The sequence below is a fragment of the Mycolicibacterium pyrenivorans genome (assembly GCF_025821625.1).
Lineage (GTDB): Bacteria > Actinomycetota > Actinomycetes > Mycobacteriales > Mycobacteriaceae > Mycobacterium > Mycobacterium pyrenivorans.
Genome location: NZ_JACKSH010000121.1, coordinates 11822 through 31720, shown reverse-complemented (window position 1 = coordinate 31720; position 19899 = coordinate 11822). Strand labels below are relative to the sequence as shown.

20 protein-coding genes, 1 tRNA gene and 1 pseudogene are annotated in these 19899 nt (G+C 65.4%); 13 read left to right on the top strand and 9 right to left on the bottom strand.

Annotated features, from left to right (window positions below; translation table 11 throughout):
• Positions 1-16: 16 nt before the first annotated feature.
• Positions 17-769: an O-methyltransferase gene (locus tag H7I57_RS15620; RefSeq protein ID WP_264024493.1), complete on the bottom strand. Its 753-nt coding sequence runs from the start codon at positions 767-769 to the stop codon at positions 17-19.
• 203 nt (positions 770-972) lie between these two features.
• Between H7I57_RS15620 and H7I57_RS15615 the strand changes: the two genes are divergently transcribed.
• The 8 genes from H7I57_RS15615 (at position 973) to H7I57_RS15580 (ending at position 8222) form a co-directional block, all read left to right on the top strand.
• Positions 973-1836: a ParA family protein gene (locus H7I57_RS15615; protein WP_264024492.1), complete on the top strand. Its 864-nt coding sequence runs from the start codon at positions 973-975 to the stop codon at positions 1834-1836.
• Positions 1833-2669, top strand: coding sequence for a segregation/condensation protein A (locus H7I57_RS15610; RefSeq protein ID WP_264024491.1), 837 nt, complete (start codon positions 1833-1835; stop codon positions 2667-2669). Before H7I57_RS15615 ends, H7I57_RS15610 begins: the two co-directional genes overlap by 4 nt.
• Positions 2670-2678: 9 nt before the next feature.
• The gene (gene scpB, locus H7I57_RS15605; protein ID WP_264024490.1) at positions 2679-3377 is read left to right on the top strand and encodes an SMC-Scp complex subunit ScpB; all 699 of its coding nucleotides are present in this window, start codon (positions 2679-2681) and stop codon (positions 3375-3377) included.
• A 2-nt stretch (positions 3378-3379) separates the two neighbouring features.
• On the top strand, positions 3380-4123 hold the full coding sequence (locus tag H7I57_RS15600) for a pseudouridine synthase (protein WP_264024489.1): 744 nt from the start codon (positions 3380-3382) through the stop codon (positions 4121-4123).
• Complete coding sequence (gene cmk / locus H7I57_RS15595; protein WP_264024488.1) at positions 4120-4806, top strand: (d)CMP kinase; 687 nt, start codon at positions 4120-4122, stop codon at positions 4804-4806. The genes H7I57_RS15600 and cmk overlap by 4 nt, the downstream gene beginning before the upstream one ends.
• Before the next feature lie 28 nt (positions 4807-4834).
• Positions 4835-6265, top strand: coding sequence for a ribosome biogenesis GTPase Der (der, locus tag H7I57_RS15590; RefSeq protein ID WP_264024487.1), 1431 nt, complete (start codon positions 4835-4837; stop codon positions 6263-6265).
• Positions 6266-6316: 51 nt separating this feature from the next.
• A complete protein-coding gene (locus tag H7I57_RS15585; protein WP_264024511.1) occupies positions 6317-7084 on the top strand; it encodes a sulfite exporter TauE/SafE family protein in 768 nt (255 codons plus the stop codon).
• Positions 7085-7295: 211 nt separating this feature from the next.
• A complete protein-coding gene (locus tag H7I57_RS15580; protein ID WP_264024485.1) occupies positions 7296-8222 on the top strand; it encodes a sulfite exporter TauE/SafE family protein in 927 nt (308 codons plus the stop codon).
• Here H7I57_RS15580 and H7I57_RS15575 read toward each other — a convergent pair.
• Positions 8202-9683, bottom strand: a pseudogene (locus tag H7I57_RS15575) (cryptochrome/photolyase family protein). The gene H7I57_RS15580 and the pseudogene H7I57_RS15575 overlap by 21 nt on opposite strands.
• Before the next feature lie 116 nt (positions 9684-9799).
• On the opposite strand from H7I57_RS15575, the gene H7I57_RS15570 reads away from it, so the two are divergent.
• Positions 9800-9873: transfer RNA gene (locus H7I57_RS15570), tRNA-Pro, on the top strand.
• 114 nt (positions 9874-9987) lie between these two features.
• Here the strand turns inward: H7I57_RS15570 and H7I57_RS15565 are convergent.
• The gene (locus H7I57_RS15565) at positions 9988-10119 is read right to left on the bottom strand and encodes a recombinase XerD (protein WP_241473102.1); all 132 of its coding nucleotides are present in this window, start codon (positions 10117-10119) and stop codon (positions 9988-9990) included.
• A gap of 127 nt (positions 10120-10246) precedes the next feature.
• Complete coding sequence (locus tag H7I57_RS15560) at positions 10247-10882, bottom strand: hypothetical protein (protein WP_264024483.1); 636 nt, start codon at positions 10880-10882, stop codon at positions 10247-10249.
• A gap of 318 nt (positions 10883-11200) precedes the next feature.
• Here H7I57_RS15560 and H7I57_RS15555 point away from each other — a divergent pair, with 318 nt between their 5' ends.
• Positions 11201-12466: a hypothetical protein gene (locus H7I57_RS15555; RefSeq protein WP_264024482.1), complete on the top strand. Its 1266-nt coding sequence runs from the start codon at positions 11201-11203 to the stop codon at positions 12464-12466.
• A gap of 80 nt (positions 12467-12546) precedes the next feature.
• Here H7I57_RS15555 and H7I57_RS15550 read toward each other — a convergent pair whose 3' ends face one another.
• The 3 genes from H7I57_RS15550 to H7I57_RS15540 form a co-directional block, all read right to left on the bottom strand.
• Complete coding sequence (locus H7I57_RS15550) at positions 12547-13944, bottom strand: tyrosine-type recombinase/integrase (protein ID WP_264024480.1); 1398 nt, start codon at positions 13942-13944, stop codon at positions 12547-12549.
• A gap of 124 nt (positions 13945-14068) precedes the next feature.
• The gene (locus H7I57_RS15545) at positions 14069-14251 is read right to left on the bottom strand and encodes a helix-turn-helix domain-containing protein (protein WP_264024479.1); all 183 of its coding nucleotides are present in this window, start codon (positions 14249-14251) and stop codon (positions 14069-14071) included.
• A gap of 329 nt (positions 14252-14580) precedes the next feature.
• Positions 14581-14895 (bottom strand): helix-turn-helix domain-containing protein, encoded by a 315-nt coding sequence (locus H7I57_RS15540; RefSeq protein ID WP_264024478.1) that lies wholly within the window; start codon positions 14893-14895, stop codon positions 14581-14583.
• Positions 14896-14957: 62 nt separating this feature from the next.
• Between H7I57_RS15540 and H7I57_RS15535 the strand changes: the two genes are divergently transcribed.
• Positions 14958-15641 (top strand): hypothetical protein, encoded by a 684-nt coding sequence (locus H7I57_RS15535; protein ID WP_264024477.1) that lies wholly within the window; start codon positions 14958-14960, stop codon positions 15639-15641.
• 75 nt (positions 15642-15716) lie between these two features.
• On the opposite strand, the gene H7I57_RS15530 is transcribed toward H7I57_RS15535, so the two are convergent.
• Positions 15717-15902 (bottom strand): hypothetical protein, encoded by a 186-nt coding sequence (locus tag H7I57_RS15530; RefSeq protein ID WP_264024476.1) that lies wholly within the window; start codon positions 15900-15902, stop codon positions 15717-15719.
• A gap of 300 nt (positions 15903-16202) precedes the next feature.
• Positions 16203-16490, bottom strand: coding sequence for a hypothetical protein (locus tag H7I57_RS15525; protein WP_264024475.1), 288 nt, complete (start codon positions 16488-16490; stop codon positions 16203-16205).
• 216 nt (positions 16491-16706) lie between these two features.
• On the opposite strand from H7I57_RS15525, the gene H7I57_RS33765 reads away from it, so the two are divergent.
• Complete coding sequence (locus H7I57_RS33765; protein ID WP_372510235.1) at positions 16707-19136, top strand: EspK C-terminal domain-containing protein; 2430 nt, start codon at positions 16707-16709, stop codon at positions 19134-19136.
• Positions 19133-19894 (top strand): hypothetical protein, encoded by a 762-nt coding sequence (locus tag H7I57_RS15515; protein ID WP_264024473.1) that lies wholly within the window; start codon positions 19133-19135, stop codon positions 19892-19894. The genes H7I57_RS33765 and H7I57_RS15515 overlap by 4 nt, the downstream gene beginning before the upstream one ends.
• The last annotated feature ends 5 nt before the right edge of the window (positions 19895-19899 follow it).

Here is a 19899-nt window from a genome sequence, read left to right as displayed (position 1 = left end):
GATTTAGCGGTAGTCGTCAGCCCAGGTACTCCGATTCCAGCACCAGATCCGGCATCAGGGACTGGTACTCGACGTGGGTCTTGTGCTCGACGGTGTCCCACGTCGTGCCCTGGTGCTCGCGCATGTAGGCGCGATACTTCGGCGCGCCCGGCACCAGGACGTTGTCGGCGACCACGATCGACCCGCGGTGCAGCCATCCCCGGTCCAGGACGCTCTGCAGGTCGGACAGGTAGGCGCGTTTGTCGTGGTCGATGAATAGCAGGTCCAGGCTCCCCGGGGTGAAGCCGTGTTCGGCGGCAAGGGCGTCGAGCGTCCGGCCGCCGTCGCCGAGGGTGCCGACCACGCAGGTGATCTGATCTGCGACGCCGGCATGCGCCCAGATGCGCCGCGCTACTTCGGCGTTGGCGGCGGAGAACTCGATGGAGCACACCCGCGCCGAGGGTGCTGCTCGGGCGATCCGCAGCGCGCTGTAGCCGCAGTACGTCCCGAGCTCGAGCACCAGGCCCGGTGCGGCGCGGCGCACGGCCGCGTCCAGCAGTCGGCCCTTCTCGTCGCCGACGTTGACCAGCATCGCCTTCTCATAGGCGAAGGTGTCGATAGCGGCGAGCACGTCGTCGACGTCCCCGCGGCGGGCGTGGGTCTCCACATACTCGGCGCAGGCGGCCTCCCGACCGTCGCCGATCTGACCGGTTCGCTGGAACGACGGCATGCCCAGCGCGAGACGCCACGTCGACCACCGCAGGAAGGGCAACCGCTGTTTGAGGCTCATGCCATCCAGCGTAGGAGCCCTCGAGCCGTCGACGAGGGTGCATCCATAGCGCATTTTCCGCCCATCTGCCTCACTGACCGCAATCTCGGCACAGTCCGGCTGCGATATTGCCTGCGGGTCTGCCAGACCAGTACGACACACCCCGTTAAACTTGCCCGGATGTCTGCCAAGCCTGTGGGTTGCCTGACCGGCCAAGGTCTGGGATGACCGACGACACGGGCACCGAGCCCACCCCCGGCTTGACCGGCCGCCTGCCTCGGCCGACGCCCGAGCCCAGGCCCCGATCCACGCACGGCCCGGCCAAGGTCGTGGCGATGTGCAACCAGAAGGGCGGCGTCGGCAAGACGACCTCGACGATCAACCTGGGCGCCGCCCTCGCCGAGTACGGCAGGCGGGTGCTGCTGGTCGACCTCGATCCGCAGGGCGCGTTGTCGGCGGGCCTCGGCGTGCCGCACTACGAACTCGACAACACCGTGCACAACCTGCTGGTCGAACCGCGGGTGTCCATCGACGAGGTGCTGCAGAGCACCAGGGTGCCGGGTATGGACCTGGTGCCGAGCAACATCGACCTGTCGGCCGCGGAGATCCAGCTGGTCAACGAGGTCGGCAGGGAGCAATCGCTGGCCCGGGCGCTGTACCCGGTGCTCGACCGCTATGACTACGTGCTGATCGACTGCCAGCCGTCGCTGGGGCTGCTGACCGTCAACGGGTTGGCCTGCAGCGACAGTGTGATCATCCCCACCGAGTGCGAGTACTTCTCGCTGCGCGGCCTGGCGCTGCTGACCGACACCGTGGAGAAAGTGCACGACCGGCTGAACCCGAAGCTGTCGATCAGCGGGATCCTGATCACCCGCTACGACCCGCGCACCGTGAACTCCCGTGAGGTGATGGCAAGGGTGGTTGAGCGGTTCGGTGACCTGGTGTTCGACACCGTCATCACCCGCACCGTCAGATTCCCCGAGACCAGCGTGGCCGGTGAGCCCATCACCACCTGGGCGCCGAAATCAGCTGGCGCCGAAGCATATCGGGCGCTGGCGCGTGAGGTCATCGACCGGTTCGGCGCGTGAGCGAGACGCCCGACACCGGAACGGCCCCAGACGAGGCAGCAGCGTCCCCCCAGGCCGGCTTCCAGGTCCGCCTGAGCAATTTCGAGGGTCCGTTCGACCTGCTGCTGCAGCTGATCTTCGGCCACCGGCTCGACGTCACCGAGGTGGCGTTGCACACGGTCACCGACGAGTTCATCGCCTACACCAAGGCCATCGGACCGCTGCTCGAGCTCGACGAGACCACGTCGTTCCTGGTGGTCGCGGCGACGTTGCTCGACCTCAAGGCCGCGCGGCTGCTGCCCGCCGGTGAGGTCCACGACGAGGAGGATCTGGCGCTGCTCGAGGTGCGCGACCTGCTGTTCGCCAGGTTGCTGCAGTACCGGGCGTTCAAGCACGTCGCGGTGATGTTCGCCGAGCTGGAGGCCGCGGCGCTGCGCAGCTATCCGAGGGCGGTGGCACTCGAGGACCGCTACGAAGACCTGCTGCCGGAGGTGATGCTCGGTGTGGATGCCGACCGGTTCGCGCAGATCGCAGCCGCGGCGTTCACCCCGCGGCCGGTGCCGACGGTGGGCACCGACCACCTGCACCAGGTGTCTGTGTCGGTGCCCGAACAGGCGGCGAACCTGATGTCGCAGCTCGAAGGCCGCGGCGTGGGACAGTGGGCGTCGTTCTCCGACCTGGTAGCTGACTGCGATGTGCCGATGGAGATCGTGGGCCGCTTCCTGGCGCTGCTCGAACTGTACCGAGCCAGGGCGGTAGCATTCGACCAATCAGAACCGCTTGGTGTGCTCCAGATTTCGTGGACCGGAGAGCGGCCGAACAGCCAACAACTGGCAACCGCCGACGCGGAATAGACAAGACAGATGACTGACGAAATCGCAGACAATTCGACGGAGCCCCCGATCGACACCGACGACGACGTCGCCCCCGAACTGGACGACGCCGAACTGCGCTCGGTGCTCGAGGCGCTGTTACTCGTAGTCGACACCCCCGTCACCGTCGACGCGCTGGCGTCGGCGACCGATCAGCCCCCGTCGCGGGTGGCCGACACCCTGCATGCCATGGCAGCCGAGTTCACGGCCCGCGACAGCGGCATCGAACTGCGCGAGGCCGGTGGCGGGTGGCGGATGTACACGCGTGCGAAGTTCGCGCCGTACGTGGAGAAGCTGCTGCTCGACGGTGCCCGCTCGAAACTTACCCGCGCGGCCCTGGAGACGCTGGCCGTGGTCGCCTATCGCCAACCCGTGACCCGGGCCCGGGTGAGCGCGGTGCGGGGCGTCAACGTCGATGCGGTGATGCGCACGCTGTTGGCGCGCGGGCTGATCACCGAGGCCGGCACCGACGCCGACTCCGGCGCAGTGACGTTCGCGACCACGGAGTTGTTCCTGGAGCGGCTCGGCCTGACATCCCTGACCGACCTCCCCGACATCGCGCCGCTGCTCCCCGACGTCGACGTGATCGACGACCTCAGTGAAACCCTCAGCGAAGAGCTACGTTTCATGAAACTCAACGGTGCTCCCACCCCCGAGGCGGCGCTGTCCTTCGACGTGGACCGGGAGTGACGATGGCTGACGATGAAGGTGTGAGGCTGCAGAAAGTGTTGTCGCAGGCGGGGATTGCCTCCCGCCGGGTCGCCGAGAAGATGATCCGCGACGGCCGCGTCGAGGTGGACGACATGGTGGTCACCGAGATGGGCACCCGGGTGGACCCCGCGGTGTCGGTGATCCGGGTCGACGGGGTCAGGGTCACCCACGACGACACGCTGGTGCACCTGGCCATCAACAAGCCGCTGGGGATGCACTCGACGATGTCCGACGACCGGGGGCGGCCGTGTGTCGGCGACCTGGTGGAGCATCGGGTCCGCGGCAACAAGAAGCTGTTTCACGTCGGACGCCTTGACGCCGACACCGAAGGGCTGCTGCTGCTGACCAACGACGGCGAACTCGCGCACCGGTTGATGCACCCGTCCTACGAGGTGCCCAAGACCTACCTGGCGACTGTCGACGGCAGTGTGCCGCGCGGTCTGGGTCGCAAGTTGCGCGACGGGATCGAACTCGACGACGGACCGGTGCGTGTCGACGATTTCGCGCTCGTGGATTCCGTACCGGGCAAGTCGCTGGTGCGGGTGACGCTGCACGAGGGCCGCAAACGCATCGTGCGCAGGCTGCTGGCCGAGGTCGGCTTTCCGGTGCAGGAGTTGGTCCGCACCGACATCGGCTCGGTCTCACTCGGTGATCAGCGGCCGGGCAGCATCCGGGTGCTGACTCAGAAGGAGATCGGCGAACTGTACAAGGCGGTGGGTCTGTGAGCCGTTCACTGGTGGTGGCGATCGACGGCCCCGCGGGGACCGGAAAGTCCTCGGTGGCAAGGGGTTTGGCGGGAAGCCTGGGTGCGAGGTACCTGGACACCGGCGCGATGTACCGCATCGTCACACTCGGGGTGCTGCGCGGCGGCATCGACCTCGCCGACGCGGCAGCCATCAGCGCCGCCGTCGACGGCATCGAGTTGGCGGTGGGCCACGACCCCACCGAGGACCGTGCATATCTGGCCGGCGAGGACGTGTCCAGGGAGATTCGCGGCGACGCCGTCACCAAGGCGGTGTCGGCGGTGTCGGCGGTCCCCGCGGTGCGGACCCGGCTGGTCGCCCTGCAACGCGCGCTGGCGCAAGGCCCCGGAAACGTGCTGGTCGAGGGCCGCGACATCGGCACCGTCGTCCTTCCCGACGCCGATGTGAAGGTCTTCCTGACCGCGTCGCCGGAAGTTCGGGCCCGGCGGCGCAACGACCAGAACGTCGCGGCCGGGTTGAACGACGACTACGACCGGGTGCTCGCCGACGTCAGGCGCCGTGACCATCTGGACTCCACTCGCGCGGTGTCGCCGCTTCGGGCGGCCGAGGACGCGATCGTCGTGGACACCAGTGACATGAACCTGACCGAGGTGATCGCTCACCTGACCGAGCTCGTCGAACAGAAAGCTGGGGCGTCCCGATGAGCGCTTGCGCGAAGAGCAGACGGCACCGATGACCGACGAATCGGACGGCACATGGGTCGACGAGGGCGACTGGGAGCAATGGGCCGAGGACGCTGAAAACGACATAGCAGAGGCGATCGAGGAGGCGGCGTCGCCACCTCCGGTGGTGGCTGTCGTCGGGCGACCCAACGTAGGTAAGTCCACGCTCGTCAACCGGATCCTCGGCCGCCGCGAAGCGGTGGTGCAAGACATTCCCGGGGTGACCCGTGACCGGGTGTCCTACGACGCGCTGTGGTCCGGGCAGCGGTTCGTCGTCCAGGACACCGGCGGGTGGGAGCCCGACGCGAAGGGTCTTCAGCAGCTCGTCTCCGAGCAGGCGTCGGTGGCGATGCGCACCGCCGACGCGATCATCTTCGTCGTCGACTCCATCGTCGGGGCGACGGCCGCCGACGAGGCCGCAGCCAAGCTGCTGCAGCGCTCCGGGAAGCCGGTGTTCCTGGCCGCCAACAAGGTCGACACCGAGCGTGGTGAAGCCGATGCCGCCGCGCTGTGGTCGCTGGGCCTGGGGCAGCCGCACTCGGTCAGCGCAATGCACGGCCGCGGTGTCGCCGACCTGCTCGACGTCGTCGTCGAGGCGATGCCGACGGTCTCCGAAGTGGGCGGCGGTTCCGGCGGCCCGCGCCGGGTGGCGCTGGTCGGTAAGCCCAACGTCGGCAAGTCCTCGCTGCTCAACCGGCTCGCCGGGGATGAGCGGTCGGTGGTGCACGACGTCGCGGGAACCACCGTGGACCCGGTCGACTCACTCATCGAGATGGACGGCAAGCTGTGGCGGTTCGTCGACACCGCAGGTCTGCGCCGCAAGGTCGGACAGGCCAGCGGACACGAGTTCTACGCGTCGGTGCGCACCCACGGCGCCATCGACTCCGCCGAGGTGGCGGTCGTGCTCATCGACGCGTCGCAGCCGCTGACCGAGCAGGATCAACGGATCCTGACGATGGTCATCGAGGCGGGGCGGGCGCTGGTGCTGGCCTTCAACAAGTGGGACCTCGTCGACGAGGACCGCCGGTATCTGCTGGACCGCGAGATCGATCTGCAGCTCGCTCAGGTGCAATGGGCGCCGCGGGTGAACATCTCGGCCAAGACGGGCCGCGCGGTGCAGAAGCTGGTACCCGCGCTGGAGACGTCGCTGGCGTCGTGGGATTCGCGCATCTCGACCGGTCGGCTCAACACGTTCTTCAAGGAGATCGTCGCCGCGACGCCGCCGCCGGTTCGCGGTGGCAAGCAGCCCAGGATCCTGTTCGCCACCCAGGCCACCGCCCGGCCGCCGACGTTCGTGCTGTTCACCAGTGGATTCCTAGAGGCCGGCTATCGCCGTTTCCTGGAACGCAAGCTGAGGGAGACGTTCGGCTTCGAGGGCAGCCCGATCCGGATCAATGTCAGGGTCCGGGAGAAGAGGGGCGCTCGGACCCGCACCCGGTGACTTCGGCGTGCTCCATCCGCTCATTAAGGTGTTCGGGTGCCCGTCGTCGACATGGTCCTCATCGCGCTGGCGGGTGTGGGAGCCGGGGCGATCAACGCCATCGTCGGGTCCGGCACGCTGATCACCTTCCCGACGTTGGTGGCGCTCGGGTATCCGCCGGTGACGGCGACGATGTCCAACGCCGTCGGCCTCGTCGCCGGCGGTGTGTCGGGAACCTGGGGGTACCGCCGCGAACTCCGCGGCCAGTGGGACCGGCTGAGATGGCAGCTCCCGGCGTCGTTCATGGGCGCCGGTGCGGGTGCCTGGCTGCTGCTGCACCTGCCGGAGAAGGTGTTCATCCAGGTCGTTCCCGTCCTGCTGGTGCTCGCCCTGGCGCTGGTGGTGGTCGGGCCGCGGATCCAGGCCTGGGCGCGTGTCCGGGCCGAGGCCGCCGGGCGCTCCGTCGATCACGTGTCGGCGGGACGGATGACGGCGTTGGTCGCGGCCACGTTCGCGGTGGGGGTGTACGGCGGCTACTTCACCGCCGCCCAGGGGATTTTGCTGATCGCGGCGATGGGGGCGCTGCTGCCCGAGGACATGCAGCGGATGAACGCCGCCAAGAATCTGCTGTCGCTGGTGGTCAACGTGGTCGCGGCGGTGGCGTACACGGTGGTGGCGTTCGACCGGATCAGCTGGGGTGCGGCGGGCCTGATCGCAGTGGGTTCACTCATCGGCGGATTCGTCGGCGCGCACTACGGGCGGCGGCTCTCGCCGGCGGTGTTGCGTGCCGTGATCGTGGTGGTGGGATTGATTGGGCTGTATCGGCTGTTGACCCTGTAGTCTGTCCGAGGTTCGTGAGCTCAAACGGTGAGGAATGTCGATGACGGTATGCGTGGCGGTCGCGCCGGCGCCGTCTGACGTGTCCGCGCTCGAGCCGTTCTGGCCGTCACGCCGGTTGATGGCATTCGACGAGTGGTGTTGTCCGCGTCCCTGACGCGTACCCATTCGTCCTGAGGTCGCCGTGCGGTGACCGCCATCCCTGAAAGCAGCCATGCGTTCGCTTCTCATCTTCACGCTTGTCGGCGTCGGAGCCCAGTTGGTCGACGGCGCGCTGGGCATGGCGTTCGGCATCACCGCCACGACGCTGCTGGTGCTGTCCGGCGTCGGTGCAGCCCAGGCAAGCGCCGCGGTGCATCTCGCCGAGGTCGGCACCACGTTCGCCTCCGGACTGTCGCACTGGAAGTTCAAGAACATCGACTGGGCGTTGGTCGCCAAGCTCGGCGGACCGGGAGCGGTCGGGGCGTTCTTCGGCGCGACGGTGCTGTCGTCGCTGTCCACCGAGCACGCCGCCCCTCTGATGGCCGCGATCCTGGTGGCCATCGGCATCTACGTACTGCTGCGGTTCTCGCTGCGGACACCGCTGACCTTCGGCGGGAAGGGAACCAGCCACAGCGCGAAATTCCTTGCCCCGCTTGGATTATTCGGCGGCTTCATCGACGCCTCCGGTGGCGGTGGGTGGGGGCCGGTGACGACGAGCACGCTGCTGTCACAGGGCAAGACCGCGCCGAGGACCGTCATCGGTTCGGTGAGCGCGTCGGAGTTCCTGGTGTCGGTGTCGGCCTCGCTGGGCTTTCTGATCGGGCTGCGGCAGGAGTTCCTGGAGAACTGGCCGGTGGTCGTGGGCCTGATGGTCGGCGGCGTGATCGCCGCCCCGTTCGCCGCGTGGCTGGTGAGCCGGGTCAGCCCGGCGTTGCTGGGCACCGTGGTGGGTGGCGTCGTGGTGTTGACCAACAGCCAGAAGCTGGTGCACTTCTTCGACATTCACTGGCCGTGGTCGACGGCGATCTACTCGCTGATCGTCGTGGCGTGGGTGTCGCTGGTGATCTACGCCTGGCGGGTGTCGAGCGCACCGCGATTCGCGCCGGAGTCCGGTGCCGTAGCGGCGGGTGACAGCGAGTCAGAACCGGTCACGCGCTGACTCCTGCTCCAGCACCGCGTCGAGGTCGGTGAGCCGGTCCATGGACGACACCGCGCGACGGGTGCGGTTGTTGCGGGCCAGCAGGTCGCGGTGGCGGTGGGTGAACGCCCAGTAGCCGGCGGTGAAGGGGCACGCGTCCTCGCCGAGGCGTTTCTTCGGGTCGTAGTCGCAGTCGCCGCAGTGGTCGCTCATCTTGTTGATGTAGGCGCCGCCGGAGGTGTAGGGCTTGGTGGCCAGCAGGCCGCCGTCGGCGTGCTGGCTCATGCCGACGACGTTGGTGGGCATGACCCACCGGAATCCGTCGACGTAGGCGGTGGCGAACCATTCGGTGAGCTCGTCGGGGCGGTACCCGCGCTGCAGGGCGTGGCTGCCGAGCACCATGAGCCGCTGGATGTGAAGGGTCCAGCCGCGGTCCCGGACACCTTTCAGTGCGTGGTGCAGGCACTGGGCGGTCACCGCGTCGGCGTCGAGATCCTTCCACCAGGTCGGCAGTGGGGTGCGTGCCGCGAGTTCGTTGTTGTCGGTGTAGCCGGGGCCGAAGTGCCAGTACAGGTGCCACATGTATTCGCGCCAGCCGAGGATCTGCCGGATGAAACCCTCGACCGCGGCCAGCGGGGCCTTGTGCTCGCGGTAGGCGCGCTCGGCCGCCTCGACGGCGTCGAGGGGGTGCAGCACGCCGAGGTTGAGCGGCACCGACAGCAGGGAGTGCGACATCGCCCAGTCGTCGCGCATGATGGCGTCCTCGTAGCGGCCGAAGGCGGGCAGGCGGTGGTCGACGAAACGGGTCAGCGCGCGTCTGGCCTCGGCGGGGGTGACGGCGAACAGTCGCGGTCCGTCCACGCCGACGGTGTCGAGGCTCATCCGGTCGAGGTCGCGGCGGACCTGGTCGTCGATGTCGTCCTCGCGGGGTCGATACGGGGCGGGCAACCCCAGCGTCGACTGTTTCTTGGGTGGTGGTTCGCGGTTGTCCTCGTCGAAGTTCCAGCGGTTGCCGACGGGGTCGGAGCCGTCCATCAGGATGTCGAACCGGCGCCGCTGCTCGCGGTAGAAGTCCTCCATGCGGAACCGGGTGCGGTCACCGGCTCATCCCCGGAAGTCCTTGCGGGACAGGGCGAAGGTCGGCGTGGGCAGGATGTCGGCGACAAGCCCCTTGTCGCGGAGCCGGTGCACGAACTGTTCGGCGGCGTGCGAGGTGGGTTCGTGGACGAGGACTGGCCGTTTGAAGCGGCGAAGCGCGTCGGTGTAGGTGTCGGCCTCGAGCAGGGTGGCGCGGCCGCCGAGATCTCGTTGCGCGTGACGCAGCGCCGACAGCACGATGTGCAGCTTCTGTCGGTGATAGCGGCGCTTGGCCAGGGCCGAGGTGGCCTCGACGAGCAGGACCTCACGGTGAGCGTGCTCACCGCCGTGCACCGCCGGGCCGAGCTGGTCGGCGAACAGCCACAGGGGAGTGTCGTCGCTCATCAGCCCGAGGGTAGGCGCGGCAACGGACACGACGCGGGTCGCGACCCGGCGGTTTCAATCTCGGCGAGGGCCTGAGGTAGGCTTTCGACCGCCTACCGGCGATCCCGGAGGCACCGCGGGCTGTGGCGCAGCTTGGTAGCGCACTTGACTGGGGGTCAAGTGGTCGCAGGTTCAAATCCTGTCAGCCCGACAACGAAAAACCCGCTCTGACCAGTGTCGGAGCGGGTTTTCTGTTTCGGTGGTTTCATTTGATTTTGAGCCAATGGGCCAGCAGTGTCCCAAGGGAATTCTAGCGGGGCCAGACCTATCCGAAGAGGGCGGCGCCGGCAGCGCGCAGGTCGTCCCGCTGGGCGTCGGAGTAGATCGACAGCGAGACTGCCGGATCGTGGCCGTGCCACGCTGCCACGACGTGCACCGGCAAACCGCCGGCCAGCATCAGGCTGACGCTAATGTTGAGGACCCTTGAGGTGGATGCGGCGTAGGCCGACGCGCGAACCCCTCGCGGCCAGAGGCGTATTTTCGAACTATGTTGCGGCGGCGGGCTCGAAGCTCAGTTCAGGTGACTAGCGCCGCGCCTCTTCGTATCGACCTGAAGTCCATTCGTACGACGCAGTGATCCCTGTGTAGTCCCGCGGGAGCGTAACGAAATCCTCTCCGTTTTCGCGTCGGACGTCGTATTCGACCTTCGTGCCGTTCACCACGAAAATAAGCTTCAGGAACCAGACGCACGGCCTTTTGGCATGGGCATACACACGGAATATCTCGGTGTCACCCTGGCGGATTTGATAGCGGAACGGGATCGACGGTGCACCAGGATTGTCGCCTACGCGACAGTCCATGGTCTCGTCGTCTAGGGACACGCTCAGAAAGCTTCCTGATGTTGGTCCGCCGGCAGGCGGTGGACACACCTCTATGCCGGATACTTCATCGATGCCAGGATAGACAACGGGTTTTCCACCAATCAGTCCCACTGTGGCGTTGAGCGATTGAACTGCGAACTCGAAAACCGTACTCCCGAGCTCGCGGCCCCTATTCTTGACGACCCAATCGTACGGCTTGCTGTATATCCACCTGTCGCTCTTGTCTGGCAATGGTGTGAGCTTTGCCGGCGAATCCACCGGGAAGAAGAAGCTCTTAACCCCGCTGTCGCTGGCGCAGTCACTAAACGTGTCGTAATGCTCGTTGACTGTGACAGTCACTCGCGATCGACGCAGGTACGCCCGCGCTACCTGGCCTGCGATTTGTACGCCGGTAAAGGGGTCCACGCGGTCAATCTTCTCATTAGCAGCTGACACGATCGGCCGAGCTGCTGTGCCGATATGCGCCACCTTTGGGGGAGACGCAGGATTGGAGCGATTTCCGGCTCCCCCCTCTCCGAACTCCGTGCTGTCGGGCTGCCTGATGCGCGCTGCCTACCGATGGCAGGCCCAACGACCACATCGTGTGAATGCGACAAATCGGAGTGTCAACTAGGGTCGTCCCCGCGCTCCGTTCGTCCGAAAAGCGAGGTTTGTGGCATGCCGGCTTCCGATTCTGATGGCTTATCTGCGGATTGGTTTGACAACAACATCTACAGCGGCTGTCTCGCGTTGAGCCTAGTTTTGCCTGACCAATTGCCGCTCGAAGGCATATTCCCGATTTCCATCGTCGACGAGTTCTTTGACAACCGAGGTGGGGGAGCCCCGATACTGGCCGGTAGCTGGATGGTGTGTCCTTACACCATCATGACCAAGTGGGTTCAACGCCCTTGGGCGATTCAGCCTGTGCTGGAGGACTACTCAATAGCCGAGCAGGTACTGAACAACGCCACTGGCGCCGTTTCGGACGCCGCGCGAGATGACTTGCCGAGGTCGGTTGGCCAGCGGCGGTCGGTTGTAGTAGTCGTCCTACCGGTGAAATCACGGGACTCCGCGCTGTCGCCGCCAGCCGGCACCGTCGGAGCACTCACCTTTACGCACTGGGTTCTCGCTGAATGGATACGGGCGGTCCGGATGGGAACCGATGCACCGGTTAGAGACTTAACTTATGGCCGATTGCCGCCTGTAATCCCAGTCCGCTACGCCCACGTAGAAAGCGGCCGAACACTTCGATGGAGCGACGAAAGATACGACATCTTCAGCGATGAACTCATAAACCGCAGTCTGATGCAACCCATGGCTCCGGGCCCTGTCCGAGACATGATCGGGGAAGCGTTCGGCCAGATCACCTGGGGCAGGCTTGGGGCCGTTGTGTACGACCACATCAAACGAGGTGATTCGGCCAAATTCTACGGCGACGACAGTGGAGCCCTTTTCGCCTATGCGACAGCCTGTGAGCTTGCGATCGTGAACCACACTCTCGCCCTCGCGTGGGAAGACGGTACGAGCGCCATAGATGCAGCACACTTCTATCGCGATATGAGCGTCACCAAGATGCTGACGTCGCTCTGTCACAGGCTTGGCGGCTCCTGGTCGGTGGACAAGCCGGGGTTCGCCTTTGACTGGCGGGTGCGCATTGCGGAGGTCAGAAATAGGATGATCCACAGCGGATTTCGCCCAACACAGGAGGAAGTCGAAAGCGCGCGCCGCGCTCTTGAAGGCATCATGACTACCCTCCCGAAACAGCTGGTCGGCAAGTGGAAAAAGTATCCGAATACCGTGTCTTTGCTGGTGAGTCGAGGTTCGGTTGACTTATACGCATCGAAAAAGGCCCACGACACGATAGTCGAACTCATCGAAGCGAACAGTCATACAGCTGAGACAGAATTCTCAATCTGGCGAAGCGCCTATTTTGCGGCTGGTTAGCTGCAGGGCCAGTGTGTCCTGCTTTGCAGGCTGTTGGCCGAGCACTCTTTATGTCCTATATGGCCGGGTAGAACGAGATATCAGCCGAAGAGAGCGGCGCCGGCTATGCGAAGGTCTTCGCGCTGGGCGTCGGAGTAGATCGATAGTGATACTGCCGGATCGTGGCCGTGCCACGCTGCGACGACATGTACCGGCAAACCGCCGGCAAGCATCAGGCTGACGCTGGTGTTACGCAGACCCTTGAGGTGGATGCGGCGTAGGCCGGCACGTTCACGAAGTCGCTGAAATTCGTCGGAGTACCACTCGTGGCGGATCGGGGAGCCGTCCTCGCGTACCGCGACCAGACCGTCGTCCGACCATGGAATGCCGAAGGCTTTGGCTTCGTCTTGCTGGCGCGTCTTGAGGTCTTCCAGCGCGCTCGCCAGCTCGGCGGGCAGCGGTAGTTCCCGAAGGCTACGGCGGGACTTTGGCATTCCCTCGATGGTCTCTTTGCCAACCGCGACGCGGCTGCGGCGGATCGACAACGTGTCGCCGTCAACTGCAGACCACCGGATACCGAGGACCTCGGAGCGGCGAAGCCCGTAGCAGCTCAGGAGCCAGCAGGCGAATAATCTGTCGTTGCGTATCGAGGCGCGGAACTTCTGGACCTCGGCGGGAGTCCAGGATTTCGAGGTCTCGGGCTTGTCCTCAATGAGTTCATCGGCCGGGCGCTCTACGAGCGCGACGACGTTTCGCGGGAGTGCGCCCTGGTCGACGAAAGACTGAACGACCATTCCGAAGGTGGTCAGTGTCGAGCGGACAGTTACGGGTTTGACCCCGCGCACAGACGACCCCTCTGGCTTCACTGTATTGATGGCGTAGACGCCTCGGCGCAGCCGGGTGACGCGACTGGCTCGGAGCAGACCTGCCAAGCAGGTGTGGACGTCCTCACCGGGATAGGCAGCCGCGAGGCTTGCTGCGGAGACGCCCTCGGGGTGTTTCGCGATCTGTTCCGTGACGCGTCCCGCCAGACTGCCCGGGCGGGATCGCTTTCGTGAGCTGCGGCCCTTTGTGAGCATCCAGTCAACTAGCGCGTCGCCGTCGGCTTTGGTCAGCTGCTGCAGCTTCTTGCTGCCCAGGAATCGGCGTACTGCGGCGAGGTCGTGGGTGTAGCCCTGGAGGGTCACGCTACGGACCCCGCGGCGTCCAGCCAGCCATTCGTCGCACGCTTCAGCGACAGTAATGACTGATCTCTTTGTATATTGACCTGCGGCGACTTCCGTTGTGATGCGACGGTATTCGCGCTTCGCCTCAGCCAAAGTTCGGTAGGTAAACCGGCGGCGATCCCGACTGCCGTCAGGCTTGCTGCCGACGTCTGCACGAAACTCGTAGGTGACCAAGCCGTTCTTCGACGATCTCTTGGTGATCGGCTCTGCTCGGCGCGTGCGCTTGACCGGCTGCGCCTCGCCATCGACGTGGCCGGCCGTTTCGGGGCTCACCGCGAATGCTCCTGCCATTGGAGTCTGCCAGACCATTGGACGCGGGAGACGTCACGTCTCGTCGGCCGCGGAGGCAACACGAGGCGAGCTTCCGCTGCGGGTAAGCACAGGGCTTTGGACTGGGTCATGCTGCGACGAGCTCGCGAAGTTCTGAAGTGACGATATAGATGCGGCCGCCGAGGCGCCGGGACGGCAGTTCTCCTGTGGCCGCGAGACGGTACGCCGACGCGCGGCTGATACCAAGTAGCTTGGCCGCCTGGGGAACAGGGAGAAGTAGCGGGAGTGCATCAAAACTTTTGCTATTCACTGTGATTCACCTCCTCGCTATCCATCCGACAGTGATGCTCGCGACCCTTCCCGTTTGACGGGTCGCGTCGGCTTTGTGCCGATGGATTGGAGAGTATGGGAATCCCGGACGAACCGTCCACCACGATCGCCCAATTAGCTCGAAAGATCCTTAAAAGCAGTCAAATTCGCCATCTGTCCGCATCGAGCGCGGACAGGTGGGGACAAGTGCGCAGCTTGTTTTACTTCCATGCGCAGATGCACCGAGTGACGGCCGAAGGCGGTCGGGCGTCGTCGACGCTGCTTGACGTCGACTGTCGTGTGCGCAGGCGGTCCGGCGCTATACCTCTGCTAAAGAGGCTGCGCGGAATCACCGCTGTCAGCGGTGCGCAGGCCTTCTCCGGATTCGTTATGGGAATCGAGGAGCCGACTGGCCGGTACGCCGAGCGCATCAGCGATGTCGAACAGCCGCTCATAGAGCAATCCTCGTCGACCATGTTCGACGGCGATCAGCACATTGCGAGTGACGCCCGACTGCAGGGCGAGAGCCTCCTGCGTCAGCCCGCAGGAAATGCGCAGCCTGCGGATATTATCGCCCACAGTACGACGGTGCGCCGCCCATGCCGAGACCCGCTCAGGATCATTCTGGCTGGGTCGCGTAGGCACGCTACCCAGTAACAGGTCCTCATGCTTCCAGCACTGCCCTACTAGTAGTACATTGCCGAAGTGTGACCGAGAGTAACTACGCGCCAGAAGTTGACTCGGCGTCGCCGCTGGGGCTTCAGATCCTCGAAGAACTGCGCGTACTTCTGCTTGAGTGCCAACTAGTAGTCATTTCGCTGGCAGATGAAGTTGATCTGAACTTCGAAGATTGTCTTGGTGGACTGACTGCAGTCCGCGAACTAGTTGCGCAGGCGTCGGGCGCCGCGAGCCTGATGTCGCAGAACGCCGCGCTCGACTCCTCGTGGTCCACAGGTCCGTCGAGGCCCAAGGCCATCTATGCCCGGCACACTGCTGCCGTCAACGCAGGTGCGTCGCGTCTGACTCCGAATACGAGTCTGATCGGCACAGTGGAGGCTCGACTTGAGCGGCTCCCGCATTCCGATCTGTCGCAGAACTACTCCGGATCTCGGCCTGGCTGCACGGGCTTTGTGGCCAAAACGGGCAAGCGATGCACCAACACCGCCATCTATCTTGGTGCGGGATCTTTTGCGCAGCATTGTTATTCGCATTGCACACCCGGTGAGCGCCAACGCTATCGCGACCATCAAGACCGCCAGAACCAGGCTCTTGAAGATTCGTGGTTGGAACGGGAGGAGCTATTGCGGCTTGTTGGACGAAACATCATTGATGACTGGGTACAAAACCGAGGGCAGCAACCGCCATGGTTGATTGAGCTGGCAGAACAGTAGTCGACCATTGCAGACCCGTGGCGGGCGGGAATGTCGGCGGCGACTCGCGAAGGCCTGCGACGCCGAGTCCGTCATCTACTTCTCGCCTTCAGCGCCGTCGTCCTGGGCGCTCGCGTTGGAGTCTTCCCAAGCATCGATTTCCACTTGAGGCAGCGGATCGTCAAAGTCATCTGAGACACTGAGAGCCGGCAGTTGGCCGAAGTTGCGCGAGGGAGTAGGCGGAGGGTGCCCTACCTCCTTGTTGCCGGCATCGGTCGCCATCGTTCAACGATAACCAGCTCGTTCAACGAACCCACGGCGCAGGGATGTCCAGGTAAGCGCCGTCACAACGATCAGCTGCGTACGCGACTCCTACGAATGGTCACGTTAGGGAGGACAGGCGGCGGCTGTACCTTAAAAGGGTCGTTTAGACACACCGCACCTGACCTGCACTGATTTGCCAAGTGTTATCTATAGGCAACAGACCTGCGGAAATTCGCTATTTCGAATGCGCCCGCGGCGGTGGCCCGGTGTCACTTACCCGCGATACCGTCGTGTCATGACCATGAGGGGCCGGCGGCGTCACCGCACCGGCATCACCGCCGCGTCGGCGGTGTTCGTGGTTGCAGTGGGTGCCGCGGTGACCAGCGGGCTGGCCCTCGCCCATCCAATCGAACCAGCCCGACACACGGTGAACGTGGTTCCATCACCGCCACCGACGTACAGCAGCAGTGACACCCAGGCCGCTAAGGCGGCCGCCTGCTCGGCATGGGATCGGGCGGCACGGTCGACGGCGGTGGCGAGCAGGTCCAGCGCCGAGGCGTTGGAGCAGAGCTGGACAAGTCCGGAGAGTCTCGCCGCGTTGGCCACGGAGAAACGTACCGGTATGGCCGCGGTTTCGTACCTGCGTACGCAACTGTCTGACGCCACACCAGCTTCAACGGCGAAGCCTCTGCGTGCCTGGATGACAACGAGAATCGACATGCTGCACGCGCTAAATATGCGGCACTGGGACGAGGCCGCTCGTGAACTAAAACGCGGTAACGATCTGATCGATGCCATCACGTCCGAGTGCGGGTTGCGCTAATGCCGGCTGTCGGAGGGTCTGCGGGATCGTATGGGCGGCTGATCGTTACGCCGGATATGGAGCAACCGGACGCGACGCACTGGGACACTCAGGAGCAGACCTACCGGGCTGGTGCTGCGGCGTGGGACGGAATCCACCAGAAAATCGTGACTGACAACGCGGAGTTTCGCGATGCCGCGGATTCGCAGGGTTTCGACGAAGCGCACCGGGCGGGCGCGGTGTTGGCCGAGGAGGCCAAGACGATCGCTGAGTGGCACGACAAGTGCGCCAGCAAGTGCGCCGATATCGCCACGGTGCTGCGCGATACACGCGCCGGTCAGGAGCAGCTCGTCCGCGAGGCAGACGCCAAAATCGCGAGCGCGAAGCTTCCAGGCGAAGCCGAGGCCCTGGTGACCCAGTATCACGGCATAGCCCGGTACCAGACCGAGGCGGGAGTAACCGCCGCAATGGCCTCCCACACCGCCTTCAAGGCAAGCACTGAAAACACAAGGGCACTAGATCTTTTGACGAAGTGGGGCGATGCTCCTACCGCTCCGCCAGTCCAGCCCGTCGACCATACGTCGCCCGGTATTGAACAGGATGAGAGCCCCTACAGCGACACCGAAAAGCGGGAAGCCGGGGCTGACGCACCTAAGCCTGTGGACGACGCGCCGACAGATCCGGCAGGTTCGTCAACCACCCAGCCTGGAGTTAGTCCCGGCAGCAAGTCGGCCGCAGGTGACGAGGGGATCAAGGGCGCGACCGGGCCTGTAACGCAGCCGACGCCTGGCGTGACTTCTTCACCAGCGGCCTCAGCGCTCGGCGGTGGCGGTATGCCGTCCATGGGCGGCATGAGTGGCGGCGGGATGGGTTCCGGTGGGGTTCCGAAGATGCCCGGCGGCCTGGGAAGTGGCGGCATGCCGGGGATGGGCTCTAACCCGCTGAGTGGCGGTGTCGGTCAGATGCCCGGCGCAGCAAGTGGATTGCCGAACTCAGGAGCCGTGCCAGGTGCGGGCAGCGCACCGCCGTTGTCGTCGGCGTTCAACCAGGGAATGGCGACTACAGCGGGGATGGGCGGCGGAATACCGTCTGCACCACCTCCAGCCCCAGCGAGTCCGTCACCGGCCCTATCGGCGGGTGGTGGGCATGCGGCACCCCCGGCGTCAGCGGCCCCCGGTGGGGGCGTCTCACCGGCCGGGGCGCAGCCGGGCATGGTGTCCCCAGCCGCCCCAGCGGCCGCGCCTACCGGCGCGGGGACCGGCGGCGGTGGTGCGCCGATGATGCTGCCGCCGGGTTCGATGGGCCCCCCAGCAGGTGCGCCACCCCCGGCGCCAACTGTGCCGGCGGGCACTGTCGGCTCGACGAATGCCCCGGCAGTGCCCGCCCCGTCCGCAGCGAGTGCGGCTGCGGGCCCGACCCTGATTCCGGCCAGTGTGGTCGCTGCGGGCCAGACCGCGGCCGCCCGGGAGCGCCGCGAGTCCGCAGACGCCGCGGCGGCCAAGGAGTTGGTCTGGAAGCTGCAGCACGCCGCGTACATGGCGCTCAATCCCGCGGCAGGGTGGGCGGTCGGGGTGTTCCGGTCTCCGAGCGGCACCGAGACGGTCATCACTTCCAATGACGGGTCCAGCTACATCCCGGCGGGGGTGTTCGTTCCGCGCTCCGTACGAGTACTTTCCACAGATCCGTTGCTGGACGAGTCTTTTCGGCAGAGGTGGTTTGGCTGGGGCGATCCGGCACGGGTCCTCGTCGAGTACGCCCAGCTGCGCGCCCAGTGGGGCTGGAAGCTGGTTGCAGCAGCCACCACGGCGGGAGTCAACGTCTTGCGCGATGCCGGGGTGGAGCATCCACCGTCGTGCTCGGGAGACACCAACCCGCTGCTACAACAAGGCGTCGATGTGCCCGCCCCAGTGCTCGACGACATGCACGTGCACCGGCTGGCGGTGCTGTGGCCCGAGGTGTATCCGCGGCTGCTGCGCATCATGGACGCCGACCCAATTTTTCAAGACCGGATCGTCTCGGCGGCGACCGCGGCGATGATCAACACAGCAACAACCCAGGCCCTAGTCATCGATGGCGGTATTGACGAGGCGTTACGCCTGGTCTGGGCGATCCGCGGCAGTGACCGCGAGCCATCCCTGCAGCAGTGGGCGGACTATGACAAAGCAGCCAAGGCCCTCAACGTCATGACCGCGATGCGCCGACCCGCTTTCGCCACCAATACCGGCGCGGTCGCCGATCCCAGCGACACCACCGAAGAGCTGGCCGACTACCGGGCGCACTGGCTCGTTGCGCGTACCGCCGAACACATCGGCGGGTGGTCGAGGTGTCCGCTGCCGCTACCCGACATGTGCTACGCCGCAGCCGCTACCGGCGACCCTGACCTGCGCGACATGATCGCCAAAGCCCTCGTGAGCGTTGAAGAGGACCTCCAATACGAGGCTCCTCGATGAGGACTCCAGAGGGTGCGGACGGCGCGGCCTGGAGAGTCGAGCTGGAGCGCTGGCATGCCGAGCTGGCCAACACCATCGACCAAGCATCTCTGTGGGCGCGAGAGTTTCACGTGTCGGCCGGGGACGGTCTCTGGGGTGAGACCTCGGCGCCGCCGAGCTATCCGCTGACCGGGTACGCCCACCAGCTGGAACGGATCGGTGCGACGCTGAAGATGGTGTGCGCGAACGCCTCTTTGGACCCGCCGGTCGTGAGTTGGGATCGCACCACGCTGCAAGCACCGCCGAGGATCCGGATACCTGGGCGTGACCCCGATTGGCGAGAGGCCGACTACACCGAGGGCGGCCAATATCTCCTCTTCATTCGGCCATGCGCCCCTAGTTCCGATAGCGTTACTGCGCAACAGCATTGGCGCACTGCACTCGGGTTCGCCGCTCCGTCGGTGCTGGAACGCGAGTTCGGGATACCGCAGCTCGCTACGTACGCGAAGCAGGCTCAAGGGCTGTTCGACATAGCCCATGACACGGTGTGTGCGGCGTTCCGTGACAGCGTGGCCGCCACCTTCGGCCGGATATGGGCCACGTGGCCCACTACGGGGGATAGTGCCCGACCGCTGATGATGTGGATGACAGAGCTTATGCAGTTCGGCTGTTCAGCCGAGGAGTGCGAGGCCGTGCTCCGCGATATCGAGGTGATCGATTCTCAGGCCGTCGCCATTTGCCGCGCGACTCTTACAACCTGGCTGCGGGACACAGCCTGACCGCT